Origin of the sequence: Pseudobutyrivibrio ruminis (assembly GCF_015057245.1) — a bacterium.
Classification (GTDB): Bacteria; Bacillota; Clostridia; order Lachnospirales; family Lachnospiraceae; genus Pseudobutyrivibrio; species Pseudobutyrivibrio ruminis_E.
This window is the reverse complement of sequence record NZ_SVET01000009.1, coordinates 71,964-86,635: the sequence shown is the minus strand read 5'-3', so window position 1 is coordinate 86,635 and position 14,672 is coordinate 71,964. Positions and strand designations below refer to the sequence as shown.

Below are 14,672 nucleotides of genomic sequence, written 5' to 3'. Positions count from 1 at the left end.
TCCCAATACAAAAGGCTAAGCCTATGATTAGGAGTGTAATTTCAAGAACGGTCATTTCAGTCCCCCTGTTAAACTCTCATATCAAATGAAGGTGTAGGTTTCTCAGATATCTTTCCATCACCTTCTAGCTTTTCTTCTTGTTTAATCTTAGAGGGTTTACGTTTTTTATTTCCTTCATAACCTTTGCCATTGCCTTCACGGTCATATTTGTCTTCAGTACGCTTTGCGTTGTAGAGATCATTGACCTGTTTGGCTTGCTGCTCCTGCTTCTTTTCGACGGTCTGCGTCAAAACTTCCTGCTGAAGCATTGGCTTTTGATCCTCATTAGCCTTAGTATGGCTAATCTCGTTGGTGTTTTGGATCATTCCGTTAAAATTAATAGGACTAATTGACATAACATTCCCTCCCTATGGAATACCACACAATTAAACTGCCAACACTATTTTATTAGTATCCCCATGTATTCTCCAAGTGATCCTCTCATCTTTTGAAGGGCCTTGGTATGGAGTTGTGATACTCTTGATTCTGAAACCTCAAGAGCTGCACTTATTTCTTTTAAAGTCATATCTTCGTAGTAATACAAAAGAATGACCTGTTTTTCTTTTTCTGTAAGTTTATCTAATGCCTCTTGTAACTTTTGAGTAAGCTCCTGCTTAGAAATGTTGTCTTCTGGCTGAATGAAATGAGAATTGTGTTCTGCTTCCATAACCGGTTCATTTCCAGCTTCAACAAATTCATTCAATGAAACAACATTAGTAACATTAAGCTGTGATTGCCATTTCAAAAATTCATCAGAAGATATATTTAATTCTGCTGCGACTTCCTCGTCCGAAGCACTGTGTCCAGTGCGAGCTTCAATTGTCTTGATTGCATCATCAATCATACGCTGACGCTGTCTGATTGTACGTGGAATCCAATCCATTTTACGAATCTGATCTAAAATGGATCCTCTGATACGAAGACTTGCATATGTTTCGAATTTAACATCCTTTGCTAAGTCAAACTTATCAATCGCATCAATGAGGCCAAAGATACCATAGCTGCATAAATCCTCGTATTCAACGGTGTTACCCAAGTACATACAAAGACGTCCTGCAACAATTTTTACAAGCGATGCATATTCAAGTATTAACTGCTCTCTAAGCTCTGGGGATGGGCTAACCTTATATTTGTCCCAAAGCTTTTCCTTGTCAGCTGCCTTCATTTATGCCCCCTTTAGTAACGTTTAATCAGAAATATTTAGCCTTCCTCTGATTCTAACGAGTTGTCCTCTGTGGTGTCGATTTCTTCTGTTTGCTCTATATCCCCTGCGTCTGGAACTACGCCGTCCAATTGATCATCAATGGAAGCTGGTGGTTCTAATGTGCGGAAGGAATAATCAAGCACCATTTTAATGATAGTTCCCATTACTAAAAAAATGGCAACTACAATAACTAGACGGCTGAGGAAAACTGAAAAGCCAGCCCTTTGTACAATTGAAACAACACAAGATATAAGCGCTGCTGCTAGCGTAATTATTATAGGAATAGGCTTAGTATTCATTTGTTCCTCCAACCACTTATTATATATTTTAAATAATCTTAAGCTCTTTGCCAACTGCTTTTATATAGTACTCTCCAGTTTCGCTATAAATCTCAACTGTACGACCATAATTCAAGCCACAGTCTTCTGCAACAAGCCTAACTCCAAGCTCCTTTAGCTTCGCTTTTGAAGCCTCTGCATTTCTCTCCCCGACATTAATGCCAGCAGCGGACGCGCCAGGCATTTCAAACATCTTAGCGCCCCCTGCTATTTTTGCCACTAGCTTCATTTTGTTTGCCCCAGCTTTAAGCATATCATCATAAAGTTTCTGTATGCCTGTATCTGCAAACTTCGCAATATTTGAATTGTTGCGAATAGCTGTGCTATCAGGCAACATTATATGTGCCAAGCCAGTAATTTTTGTAGATGGATCATATAATGCAATTCCAATACACGAACCGAGACCAATAGTAGTCAGTGCATCCGGAGCTTTACATATTTTTAGATCGGCCATGCCGACTTTAATCATCTGCCCCATACTCTCACTCTCCTTAGATTGGTACACCAAGTGCCGTTAATATTTTCGCATAAGAATCTTCTTCTGGCATCAAAATAAAATGCCCCTTGATTCCCAAATCATCAGAGAATTCTGTATTGATCATCAGCGCATTATCTCCGAATATACCAAATTGTACTGCAGGCACAGAAAGAATAGCTGCTGCCATATCTACTGCTACAAAAGGTACTGAAGGAACAATTGTAAGATTTGTAAGTCCTGAAAGTGCGGACAAATAAGATCCTGCAATAATGTTACCGATTTCCTTAATAGCAGATAAATCCATCTCGTCGAATGGCTCAGCATAGCTATCATCTCTCATCATAAGCTTGTTAACAATATGATGAGCTGATGCCATATCCATAAGGAACATCATGGAACCATCGATGTCCTGTTCAACACCAAGCATAATGCCTACTATAATTTCGTCCTCTGCTCCAATCGCTGAGCCTAAATCCTCCACTGGCAAAAAAGCCACCTCTGGAACGCTCATATCGATTCTTAGGCCAAGCATATTGGCGATGGCAGTTGTTGCATTGCCAGCGCCAATATTACCTATTTCCTTGAGAACGTCAAAATATTTTGAATTAACCTCATCTAATGTGAGCATACTTACCTCCCTTTAAGAAGCATCGTTCTCCCCAATAATTGAGCTAATTTCGAAAATAGAAATAAGCTCATCTCCATTCTTTCCTACACCGTTAATGAATGAGTTCTTGCTCTTAAGTGTAGATGATGGAGCCTCAATATCATCCTCTGATAATGAAAGAACTTCCTTAACCTCGTCTACGATAACACCCATTAATCCGCCGCCATCAAGCTTAAGGATAATAATTCTAGATGCATCTGTAAACTCATCATCATCAAGATTCATTCTTCTACGGAGACTCATAACTGGAACAACTTCGCCTCGAAGATTGATAACTCCTCTGTAGTAAGAAGGAGCCTTTGGAACTCTTGTGATTTTACTCATACGAACAATGTTATCAATATAGGAAATGTCGATACCATAATGCTCGCCACCTATTTTTACTACAATGTATTGCTTTTTTTCTTTTTCAACTACATCATACATAGCTAAATCTGACATGGTCTCACCTCCTATTAAATAACCGCATTGACATCAAGAATCATAGCGATTTCACCATCACCAAGGATTGTAGCACCGCTGATGAGTTTGTTGTTGTCAAGCTTACCAAGTGACTTAATAACGATTTCTAACTGGCCAATAAGGTTGTCAACGATAATACCGCCAAGAGTATCACCCTTCTTACAAATAACAACTGTCATTGTATCTTCGTCGCTTTCCTTTGGCTCCAAATCAAGAATATTATCCAAGTGAATAAGAGGAATAACCTGTCCTCTAAGGTGGATAACCTCCTTAGATTCAACGTACTTGATTTCAGACTTAGGTATATTTTCAATGTTCATAATTGAAGCAAGTGCGATTGCATATTTTTCATCTCTGATTTCAACCATAAGAGCCTGAATAATAGCAAGTGTAAGTGGAAGTCTAACTGTAAATGTAGATCCCTCACCCATAACTGATTTAACAGTTACATCACCGCCAAGTGCTTCGATATTACTCTTAACAACGTCAAGACCAACGCCTCGACCAGAGATATCTGTAATCTGCTTTGCCATAGAGAATGAAGGCATAAACAGGAAGTCGATAATCTCTTTCTGTGAAAGGTTCTCTGCTTCTTCTGGTGTAACTAATCCACGCTCAACAGCCTTGTCGCGAACCTTATCTGTGTTAATTCCGCCACCATCATCACCAACTTCGATGATAACGTTGTTGCCTTCCTGGAAAGCGTTAAGGAAAATTGTTCCTTTTTCTGGCTTGCCAGCTGCGCGTCTATCCTCTGGAGACTCAATACCATGGTCAGCAGAGTTACGAAGTAAATGCTGAAGTGGATCACCAAGCTGATCAACAACAGTTCTATCAAGCTCTGTATCCTCACCAGTCATAACAAGCTCCATTGGCTTATTGAGTTTTCTATCAAGGTCACGAATCATACGAGGGAATTTAGCAACTACAGATTCGATTGGAACCATTCGAACCTTCATAACTGACTCGTGAAGGTTTGTTGTAATTCTCTCGAGGTATTCGATATTTTCATGTAATGTCTGGCCATCAATCTCGCCAGATGCATTGCTTTGAGAAGCAAGTGAGTTCTTTGCAATAATAAGCTCGGATACCTGGTTCATCAAAGCGTCAAGCTTTTCAATATCTACACGAATTGTACGAGAAGTAACTGGCTTGTTAGCAGGCTGATTCTTGCCACCTGCCTTAGCTGCAGGTGCTGCTGGCTTAGCAGCTGGTGCTGGTGCAGGTGCTGCTGGTGCTGCAGGTGCTGCCGCCTCTGCTGGAGCTGCTTCTGCTGGTGCTGCTTCCTCTTCCTTCTTTTCGTACATTTCAGGTGTTACTTTTTCTGCCTCTACAGATTCAATTTCAGAAACAGCCTTAACTGCCTCGAGAATTGGATCTAATTCTGCTTCTGTAGATAAGATAAATGAGAAATCAAATTCGAATTTCTCATCTTCAATATCTGAAGAACTAGGATCAAAGGCCATAATTGTACCAAAGTCTTCAACTGCTTTGAATACAAGGAAAGCTCTAGCTGCCTTAAGCAAACATTCTTTGTTGATATGGATTGTAAATCCATATAACTGCTTTTCGCCCTTTAACTTTTCAATAGCCTCAGGATCAAGCTTAATTTGCTTGAATAATGGGCCATCTGCTGCGTCTGATGATGCTTCAGCTGCTGGCTCTGCTGATTCTGCAGGAGCTGCATCTGCTGGTGCTTCACCACCTTCAGCCTGTGTAAGGTAATCATTTAAAAGCTTAATAAGGGCTTCATTTTCTTCTGTACCCTCATTAGATGTCGCTTTAACAGTATCCAAGTATGCTTCGATAGCATCCAAGCACTTGAAAAGAATATCGATAAGTGAAGAATTAACCTTTACATTATCGTTTCTAACTTCCTGGAAAACGTTTTCCATATCATGGGTAAGATGCTGCATTCTCTTGAATCCCATTGTACCAGCCATACCCTTTAAAGAGTGAGCTGCACGGAAGATTTCATTAACAACATCCTTGTTATCTGGCTCCTTTTCCAACTCCATAATATTGTCGGAAAGGCTCTGAATATGACCACTTGTCTCGTCGATAAAGATATCTAAATACTGACTTACATCCATCTTACAAACCTCCAAGTTTCTTTACTATTGAATTTGCTACTGATTTAAGTGGAACAACTTCATTTGATAATCCGCCCTGTTCCACCGCCTTCGGCATTCCATACACAACACATGTGGAAGCTTCTTGCGAAATAACGTAAGTCTTTTTGTACTGGTTCAAATATCTAATACCCTCTGAACCATCTGCGCCCATACCTGTAAGCACAACACAAATAATCTCATCAAAGCTTGATTTTGCCAATGACTGATACATTACATCTGCACATGGCTTCAAGCTATTTACAGGTGGACTGTCATCAAGCTGACAATAGGCTGCGTGACTTCCGTCTTCGCAGATTTTCATGTGCTTACCTCCAGGAGTGATATAAACAACACCTGGTTTAAAGAATTCTCCATCTTCCGCTTCTTTCACTTTGATGCCGGAGATTTGGTCAAGTCTCGCAGCTAGTGAAGCTGTAAAGCCTTCTGGCATATGCTGAACCAGAACAAGCGGTACAGATAGGTTTGCAGGAAGCATTGGCACAAAAGTATGTAGCGCCTGTGGACCTCCTGTTGAGCAAGCCAAAGCTATAATCTTTTTGGTTCTAACTCCGGTGCCCTTTGGTACTGTTGGTCTATCATTAGATACTAATGGCTTTGCTATAGGCTGAGCTTTTGTTTCTGGTGGATTGGTTTGCGCACTACCAACTCCCTTTGTCTCTGCAAGCCTACTACGAACTCCTGCAAGCCTTTCAACAGTATTCCTTCTTGATTCTCCAATAGCTTGGGTAGCTGATGCAAACCCAGTCTTTGAAGATGATGGTTTGAAAGCTCTAGATTTAATAACATTGTGTAGAGATTCTACTAATTGTTTGCCAAAGATTTCTCTTGTCTCACCACTAGAACGAATAGGCTTAACTACAAAATCTAAAGCACCATATTCCATAGCTTTCATCGTGCTGTCAGCATCCTCCTTTAAGGAAGAACTGATTAGAACTGCATTACATGGTACTTTTTCATTGTAAAGCCTCTCAAGGAGTGCAACACCTGGAAGCTTTGGCAATACCATATCCAGCACAACCAAATCGTAAGAATTGTTCTTTATTTTGTTGTAAGCGGCCTCGCCGTCTGCACTAACGTCGATTACACGAAAATCATTATCCGCGTTTATAATATCACAGATAATCCTTCTCATGAGTGCAGAGTCATCAACAACTAAAATCTTATACATTCTTTACCCCTGATCTTTTTTTCTTAAACGTCGGTCCTCGTCAAAAATGTACTTTATAATAGTCTCCCTATCTTCCGGCTCTTTGAACAAAAATTCTATACGATGTTCGTATGTACCAGAGTCGCTTTTAAATTCAGTTTTGATGCGTCTTGCTATAACATTAATTGTTTGGTCTATCGTGCGAGTCTTGAGTTTAAAAGACACATACATATATCTATCAGTATTTATATCGGTCTTTGCATTGATTTTCGCTCCCCCTCCGCTTAAATCAAGAATATTTCCTGATACTGGAGCTCCATATGTATTACCATATTTTTCCAAATCATCTTCTACTAAATCCATGTTTGGAAGAATTGCCACATCCTGCGGTATTGGTAAAACCTTTACAGGAATTAGACACTGAAATCTGAAGAAGTCACGCCTTTGAACCTTTGAAAGCTTAGTGCTAGGAACAAAAACATATACTGGAAAGTTTTCAAGCCTTCCACGTTTTGTAATTTCACCGGAAAGCTGAAATAATCCTTTTTTTGTATTGAAAACTGCATTAAATGGGACATTCATTGGTATTGTTACAGTGTGTCCCTTTCGAGTAGGAATGTGGAATATTATTTCTCCTTTTTTTGTAACGCCAAAAACACTAGAGATATAAATACTTCGATCCTCTTCGATATTGTTTTCAATGTCAGAATTTGTGCTGGCAATTGAAAATTCAATAGGTGTGCCAGGTCTTAGATCTATAATTTCCATAAGCTATGCCCTATCCTTCAACAATGAGTTAAATATATGAGAAACACCCCATCTAAAGTGGGTGTTATCATCCTTTTTCAATAGCTTCGCAGCCAATGATTCAAAATTCTTCGCAGCTCTTGAAGATGGATATTCAAGAGATACTACCTTTTGATTTCTAACAGCCTTCTCCAGCTGATTATCGTAAGGCACATATCCTAGATAATCCAAATCTCCCCCCAGGAACTTTTGAACCACTGAACGCAATTTGGTATAGACCGCATTTGCCTCGGCTTCACTTTCAACTTTATTGGCAACCAAATGAACATTAGTGCCTTCCTTTGAATATTTAGGGCTTTTGTATAGTGCCTTCATCAAAGAATAAGAATCTGTAAGTGAGCTTGGTTCTGGTGTAGATACTAAAACCACTTCAGGGGATGCAAGAACAAATTCTAGAACTTGATCTGAAACCCCCGCACCTGTATCTATTATAAGAATATCACATAAATCATTTAAAAGTGATAGGTTGTGGACTAAAAACGCAATTTGTTCACGATTTAGGTTGTTTAGACCCACAACTCCTGAACCTCCTGATACAAAGCCAATCCCCATTGGGCCTGTAGTTATAATGTCTCGGATACTCATTCCCTTGAAAATTACATCTGATAGATTGTAATTAGGCAAGGTTCCAAACATAACCTCCACATTTGCAAGGCCAAAGTCTGCATCAAGAATGATTACTCTCTTGCCCATACGTGTAAAGTGAACTGCCAGATTAACTGCCATATTGGACTTGCCAACGCCACCTTTTCCAGATGTGATGGTGATAACCTTAGTTCTCTCAACACTTCGTATGTTTTGAGCTTTTATAACATTTCGTAAATTTTCAGCTTGATCCATTTAATTTCCTCCCAATAACTGTTTTACCAGCTTCTGGGTGTTAAGGATTTCAATGTCGTCTGGTACATTTTGTCCTACAGTAATATAAGATAACTGAGCCTTTGTATATTGTTTCATGTTGAAAATATTGCCAAGGCACTTTGTTTCGTCAAGCTTAGTAAAAATCAAGTTAAAATCAGCAAATTCCATGTAGGAATCGGCAATATCAATTAAATCTCTATGCTTTGTTGTAGCTGAAAGCACAAGATATACTTCTGTATCATAGAAACCATCAAGTGCATTTATAAGCTTCTTTGTATCCTGTCGCTGCTCTTCGTTTTTATGTGAAAAACCAATGGTATCAACAAGAATAACGTCCAAATCCTCGTATTCTCTGCTCTGCTTTTTAACTGTATCAAGAAGCTCATCAGCAGAGTAAATAACATTTAAAGGAACACCGAGAATATTTGCATAAGTCTGAAGCTGATTTGCAGCAGCCATACGATATGTATCAGCTGTGATAAGTCCAACTTTTTTGCCTTCTTCAACCTTAAACTTTGAGGCTATTTTAGCGATTGTTGTAGTCTTGCCAACGCCTGTTGGTCCAATAAAGAATACAACCTTTGGTCTTCTCTCTCCTGGCTCAATCTTTGTTGGAGTGCCAAGCTTCAGAACCATTTTTTGATATACATTTGAAAGCAAATTATCTAAAGAATGGCTTGTTTGAAGCACCTTATCCATATCCTCAAGGACCTGATTGATGTATTTTTCTTGAACTTCATTTTCAAGAAGAACGTTGTAAAGCATCTTAACAAATACATGATTATCGCCGTCAATAGATGGCTTTGAATTTCCATGCTTTACCTGAATGCTATCATCAAAGTCATTAACCGCAGTTCTCTGTGGCATTTCTCTTTTTACGGTAGGCTTTGGAGCCGGCTCACTGTATGTAGGTGCTGCTGGCTTTGGCTGTGGCTGCACTGGGCGAGCTCCCACTGGCTTTGAGTAAGTAGGTTCAAAAACCTGAGCTCTAGGTGCAGTATCAAAAAGTGGCTCAAAATCTTTACTTGCAGCTTCCTGTTTCTCAAGTACTTCATTTACAGCAGAAAAAGCGTCCTTAAGTTTGATCGCATCATCTGCAACAGCCTCAAAGGTGCTTGTCTTAGGCTCCGCAGTAGCCTCCACCTGTGGTTCTTGCTGAGTAGGAACTGCAAAAGCTTTTGCATCATTAGAGAATCCATCGTCTTCTACAGCCGCTGTAACCTCATATGTGTTTCCCTTAAAAAGACCACCAAGTCCTTTAGGCTTTACCACCTTTACATTCATTATGACAGCCGCACTTCCAAGTTCCTTGCGGACCTTTTCCATAGCTTCTTCTTCAGTTTTTCCCGTATACTTATTAATAGTCATTTATTCTACCCTGTTACCATGCCTACAGATGAAAGTTCAACATTTGAATCAATTTCATTGTAGGAAACAACGATAAGATCCTTTACATAATCTTGTGTTAAACCTTTGAAATACATTCGAACTATTGGAGATGTAACAACAATAGGTGTTTTTCCCATATCCTCAAGTTTTTTGATTTCTTCCTCAAGGGAAGCAATAATTGCTTTAATACGTTCTGGATCAAGTGTAAGATATGCTCCTTGTTCCGTCTGTTTAATTGATGCCATAATATCCTGCTCAACCTTAGGATCAACAGTAATTACTTGAGTGACCTCATTAGGTGCAAAATATCTGCCTGATATTGCTCGTTTCAATCCCTGACGAACATACTCAGTAAGTACGTCTGTGTCATGAGTAGTTGTTGCATGATCTGCCAATACTTCGAAAATAGAAAGCAAATCTCTGATTGAAACTCCTTCTGAAAGAAGATTCTGCAATACCTTCTGAACATCGCCCAATCCAAGCAGCTTAGGAATAAGCTCTTCAACAATAACTGGATTGCTCTCTTTAAGATTATCAATAAGATTTTGAACATCCTGGCGAGTAAGCAATTCTGCTATATGACTTCTAATAACTTCGGTCAGGTGTGTAGCAATAATTGATGGTGGATCTACTACTGTGTATCCAAGTGATTCTGCCCTTTCACGCTGACTTTCTGTAATCCAAATAGCTGGAAGATGGAATGAAGGCTCAAAAGTAGGAATACCTGTAATTTCCTCTTCAACGTAACCTGGATTCATGGCCATGTAATGATCAAAAAGGATTTCTCCTTCTGTTACCTGTATACCCTTAATCTTAATAATGTATTGATTTGGATTAAGCTGAATATTATCTCGCAATCGAATAATAGGAACTACAGTACCTAATTCAAGTGCAATCTGTCGCCTAATCATAACAACTCGATCCAACAAATCGCCGCCTTGATTAACATCCGCAAGAGGGATAATACCGTAACCAAACTCTAGCTCAATCGGATCAACCTGAAGCAATGAAACAACATTTTCCGGCTTTCGAATTTCCTCTGCCTCGGTTTCTTCTGCAGCAACCTCCTGCTCTATCTCCTCCTCGCCGAGAGTTTTTGAAATAGAATATCCTGTGATAATAAATGCTGCACCAAAAGCAAGGAACAATACCCAGTTAAGAGGTGTGGCTATTCCAAGGAAAACCATAGCTCCACCGACAATATATAAAACCTTTGGTATTCCAAATAACTGCTTTACCAAAGTTCCAGAGAAATCTGCTGCCTTTGAGCCCTTTGTAACAAGAATACCTGTTGAAAGAGATATCAAAAGCGAAGGGATCTGCGATACAAGGCCATCACCGATTGTAAGAATACCAAACTGCTGAATCGCCTCAGCAAATGGCAGTCCTTGATTTATAATTCCTAGGACTGTACCACCAGCAAGGTTGATAACTGTAATAATAAGACCTGCTGTAGCATCTCCCTTTACGTACTTTGTAGCACCGTCCATAGCTCCAAAGAAGGCTGATTCTTCTTGAATCTTGTCTCTTCGTCTTTTGGCCTCTGCATCATCAATGGCTCCGGTATTCAAATCCGCATCGATAGCCATCTGTTTACCAGGCATAGCGTCCAAAGTGAATCGTGCTGATACTTCAGCTACACGCTCAGAACCTTTATTGATAACCATGAACTGGATGATAATCAAAATAAGGAAAATGATGGCACCAATAACCAGGTTGTTACCACCAACGAAACTACCGAATGTAGATACAACGTTACCTGGATCTCCAGTTGAAAGAATCAATCTGGTAGATGAAACGTTAAGGGAAATTCTAAAAATAGTTGTAAAAAGTAATAGTGTAGGGAAGAATGACATATCCAAAACTTCCTGCACAAACAATACATTCATCAATATAATGAGTGCTATTGAAATGTTGAAAGCAATCATTATATCAAGGATAAAATTGGGGATAGGAATTACAAAGAATGTAACTGCAGCTAGCAAATACAATGCAATACCAACGTCAGCCTTTTTAACTGAAGCAGTTAAATCCATAAGCATCCCCCTTTCTCAAAAATTATTTCTAAACAGCTTTATTTCGCTGTGTATATACAACTGCAAGGATTTCAGCAACAGCCTGATATAGCTCAGGAGGAATAACCTCATCCACATCTACCGTTGCATATAGCGCTCTGGCAAGTGGCTTGTTTTCCATGATTGGAACATCATTTTCTGCTGCCACTTCTTTGATTCGTTTTGCTAAATAATCTTCACCTTTAGCAACAACTTTCGGAGCTTCATCCTTTTCATTGTCATATAAAATTGCAACAGCCAAGTGTGTAGGGTTTGTAATAACTACATCAGCCTGAGGCACATTTTGCATCATACGCCTTTGCGAGCTTTCCATCATCCTACGTCTCTGCTGTCCTTTAATCTGAGGATCTCCCTCGGAATTCTTATACTCATCTTTGACTTCTTGCTTGGTCATTTTCATATCATCATTGAATTTCCAGCGTTGATATGCATAATCAGCAAAGCCAAGAACTATATACACTATACTAATCTTCATACCAGTATCCACGATAATCTGGAAAATAAGGCTCAGCGCTTGTTTTAAAGCAACATCATATAAAATAAATAAGTTATTAGCCTGATCCTTAATACTGGTATAAGCAATGTAAACTATTAAAAATATCTTTGCCAATGCCATCAAAAGGTTAACAATTGATTGCTTTGAAAAAATACGTTTAAATCCACTGACAGGATTAAATTTATTAAGCTTTGGCTCTAATGGTTTCATAGTAGGCTTCCATCCTACCTGCACAAGATTAGCAACAAATCCTGTCACAAAACCTATAGCTAAAAATGGTAAAAGAACAATAAAAGTCTTCGCTACAAGGATTCTAAATATTCCACTTATTGTGGAAATAGTCATACCATCACCATTCATAGCTACTATATCTGGTATTATAGCATATATCCATGCAAATATATCTTCTATACGAGTTCCTGCAAATCCAAGGAACAATCTTAGTCCCAAAAAGAATCCCAGCAACGCAATACCATTAACAATTTCCTTACTTTTTGCAACCTTGCCTTCTTTTCTAGCATCAGAAAGCTTTTTACTGGTAGGTTGTTCAGTCTTCTCTCCGCCTTCACCATCTGGAGCAAAGAATTGAAGATTATATGGAATTAAAACCTGATAATTATCCCTCATCAATAAAGCCCCTGAATAAATAGAGTTTGCATCTTTTTCATTTCTTTGAAAATAAATGCAGCAACGTCTGGTAATAGGAAAATTGTTAAGAACAATACTACAAAACCAACGATAATTTTAAGCTGTGCACCAACAGAAAACATATGAATCTGTGGAGCAACCTTAACCATAATTCCAAGTATTGCATTAAGTATCATAATTACAGCAAATACTGGAAGAATAATTCTAAATGCTATTACAAAGATTTCTGTAATAAACATAATGGTAGAACTAAGAAGGGAATCCCATCTAAAAATCGTTCCACCAATTGGAATCAGTGTGTACGCATCACAAAATGTCTTAAAGATATATCTATGCATTCCAGACAATACAAGAAAAATCATAATGAAATTGTTGTATAAGGTACCTGTAACAGAAACCTCTGTCTGAAGTGTCGGATCGTACTCCTGAGCCATGGATAGACCTATATTCATGTCTATCATGTTACCAGCCAACAGGATAATGAAATTGCAGCAATATGTACTGAATCCAATTAATAGCCCTGTTATTGCTTCTTGAACAACTAAAAAAGCATATCCTGTAACAGTAGAATAATCCAAGGCGCTAAAATCAACTACAAAATAAAGAAGCAGTGAAACAAGTGCCGAAAAACCAATTTTTACTCTGGCCGGCGTATTACTTGTGTTGAAAAAAGGCGCCACTACTACAAACATGGATATGCGGGTAAGGAGCAATAAAAAGTATTCAAAATTTTGTAATGTAAAATCAATACTAAACATCCATCTAGCCTAAGTAAATACTAAAATTAGCCCATAATTGTGTGATATATTCCGTCAAAACTGTAAGCATCCATGGGCCGAAAAACATAAGCGCAGCAAATACTCCTACTATCTTTGGAATAAAGGTGAGAGTCTGCTCTTGAATAGATGTGACCGTTTGAAAAATACTGATTATAAGACCGATTACTAGAGACACTAGTAAAAGTGGTAATGATGTAATCAGAAGAATGTATATAGCATTCCTGATAATGTCCAAGACCTGTCCTTCAGTCATAACCTATTCTCTCCTTAATAATTCTAATAGAATGTCTTGACTAACCCGCCAATAACAAGATTCCATCCATCAACCAATATAAACAACAATATCTTGAAAGGTAGGGATATTGTGGTAGGCGGAAGCATCATCATACCCATTGACATAAGTACAGATGCAACAACCATATCTATAACAATGAATGGAACATAAATTAGAAATCCAATAATAAAAGCTGTTCTAAGCTCAGATAAAATAAAAGCTGGAACAACGACAGTAAATGGTACAGAATCGTAGTCATCTACCTCATACGAAATGCCAGCAATATCACAGAACAAATCCAAATCCTTTGTCTGTGTCTGACCATACATGAACTCCCTAACAGGTGCAATTGCATTGTCTATTGCTTCGTCCTGAGTGATTTCACCTGCATCAAATGGATCAATCGCCTCTGTCTTAATCTGCGTAAGCACAGGCGACATAATGAACAAAGTTAAAAACAACGCCAACCCAATCAAAATCTGATTTGGAGGCGCTGTATTGGTTCCAATAGCAGCGCGGACAAAATGTAAAACAATTACGCATCTGGTAAAGGATGTTAGCATTATCAGAATCGAAGGGGATAACGTAATGATTGTAAGAACTAACAGCATTCTAAGAGTAGCCGTAAAGTTTCCATCTTCGCCATCAAAGCTAAGCGTAAATCCTCCGCCTCCAACAACCTCGTCTGAAGCATTTGGTGCATTATCTGTTGCACCGTAATCCTCATTGTCTGCCCCATATTCTGCACTATATTCAGTTGCATGTACAGTTGTACTGTTCATAAAAAGGGCGTAACAACCAACCATAGCTGTGATGACCAAGCTAAAGATTACGTACGCCTTCTTGAATTTACTCATAACATTCTGCCCAATC

16 protein-coding genes are annotated in these 14,672 nt (G+C 38.8%); all 16 read right to left on the bottom strand.

Annotated elements, in window-relative coordinates; genetic code table 11:
- Positions 1-68: 68 nt before the first annotated feature.
- From E7274_RS09195 to fliP, 16 genes are read right to left on the bottom strand one after another with little or no spacing between them, the layout of a single operon-like run.
- A complete protein-coding gene (locus E7274_RS09195) occupies positions 69-395 on the bottom strand; it encodes a hypothetical protein (protein ID WP_304175441.1) in 327 nt (108 codons plus the stop codon).
- A gap of 44 nt (positions 396-439) precedes the next feature.
- Positions 440-1,204 carry a FliA/WhiG family RNA polymerase sigma factor gene (locus tag E7274_RS09190; RefSeq protein ID WP_033153997.1) on the bottom strand — a complete coding sequence of 255 codons (765 nt, stop codon included), beginning with the start codon at positions 1,202-1,204 and terminating at the stop codon, positions 440-442.
- Positions 1,205-1,239: 35 nt separating this feature from the next.
- Positions 1,240-1,542: a hypothetical protein gene (locus tag E7274_RS09185; RefSeq protein ID WP_044934175.1), complete on the bottom strand. Its 303-nt coding sequence runs from the start codon at positions 1,540-1,542 to the stop codon at positions 1,240-1,242.
- Between the two features lie 28 nt (positions 1,543-1,570).
- A complete protein-coding gene (locus E7274_RS09180; RefSeq protein WP_074790400.1) occupies positions 1,571-2,059 on the bottom strand; it encodes a chemotaxis protein CheD in 489 nt (162 codons plus the stop codon).
- Between the two features lie 13 nt (positions 2,060-2,072).
- On the bottom strand, positions 2,073-2,687 hold the full coding sequence (locus E7274_RS09175; protein ID WP_044934169.1) for a chemotaxis protein CheC: 615 nt from the start codon (positions 2,685-2,687) through the stop codon (positions 2,073-2,075).
- 12 nt (positions 2,688-2,699) lie between these two features.
- Positions 2,700-3,167 carry a chemotaxis protein CheW gene (locus E7274_RS09170; protein ID WP_044934166.1) on the bottom strand — a complete coding sequence of 156 codons (468 nt, stop codon included), beginning with the start codon at positions 3,165-3,167 and terminating at the stop codon, positions 2,700-2,702.
- A 14-nt stretch (positions 3,168-3,181) separates the two neighbouring features.
- Entirely contained in the window at positions 3,182-5,281 is a 2,100-nt protein-coding gene (locus E7274_RS09165; RefSeq protein ID WP_090394025.1) for a chemotaxis protein CheA, read from the bottom strand.
- 1 nt (position 5,282) lies between these two features.
- Positions 5,283-6,491, bottom strand: coding sequence for a chemotaxis-specific protein-glutamate methyltransferase CheB (gene cheB, locus E7274_RS09160; RefSeq protein ID WP_304175438.1), 1,209 nt, complete (start codon positions 6,489-6,491; stop codon positions 5,283-5,285).
- Positions 6,492-6,494: 3 nt separating this feature from the next.
- Positions 6,495-7,238, bottom strand: a complete 744-nt coding sequence (locus E7274_RS09155; RefSeq protein ID WP_304175436.1) for a flagellar brake protein — start codon at positions 7,236-7,238, stop codon at positions 6,495-6,497.
- Positions 7,239-7,241: 3 nt separating this feature from the next.
- Complete coding sequence (locus tag E7274_RS09150) at positions 7,242-8,117, bottom strand: MinD/ParA family protein (RefSeq protein ID WP_044934154.1); 876 nt, start codon at positions 8,115-8,117, stop codon at positions 7,242-7,244.
- A complete protein-coding gene (gene flhF / locus E7274_RS09145) occupies positions 8,118-9,506 on the bottom strand; it encodes a flagellar biosynthesis protein FlhF (RefSeq protein ID WP_304175434.1) in 1,389 nt (462 codons plus the stop codon). It abuts the gene before it with no gap.
- 5 nt (positions 9,507-9,511) lie between these two features.
- Positions 9,512-11,563, bottom strand: a complete 2,052-nt coding sequence (flhA, locus tag E7274_RS09140) for a flagellar biosynthesis protein FlhA (RefSeq protein ID WP_304175432.1) — start codon at positions 11,561-11,563, stop codon at positions 9,512-9,514.
- Between the two features lie 28 nt (positions 11,564-11,591).
- Entirely contained in the window at positions 11,592-12,725 is a 1,134-nt protein-coding gene (flhB, locus tag E7274_RS09135) for a flagellar biosynthesis protein FlhB (protein ID WP_304175431.1), read from the bottom strand.
- Positions 12,725-13,504, bottom strand: coding sequence for a flagellar biosynthetic protein FliR (locus E7274_RS09130; RefSeq protein ID WP_044934144.1), 780 nt, complete (start codon positions 13,502-13,504; stop codon positions 12,725-12,727). The genes flhB and E7274_RS09130 overlap by 1 nt, the downstream gene beginning before the upstream one ends.
- A gap of 4 nt (positions 13,505-13,508) precedes the next feature.
- The gene (fliQ, locus tag E7274_RS09125; RefSeq protein ID WP_044934142.1) at positions 13,509-13,778 is read right to left on the bottom strand and encodes a flagellar biosynthesis protein FliQ; all 270 of its coding nucleotides are present in this window, start codon (positions 13,776-13,778) and stop codon (positions 13,509-13,511) included.
- Between the two features lie 23 nt (positions 13,779-13,801).
- The gene (gene fliP / locus E7274_RS09120; protein ID WP_304175429.1) at positions 13,802-14,656 is read right to left on the bottom strand and encodes a flagellar type III secretion system pore protein FliP; all 855 of its coding nucleotides are present in this window, start codon (positions 14,654-14,656) and stop codon (positions 13,802-13,804) included.
- Positions 14,657-14,672: the final 16 nt, after the last annotated feature.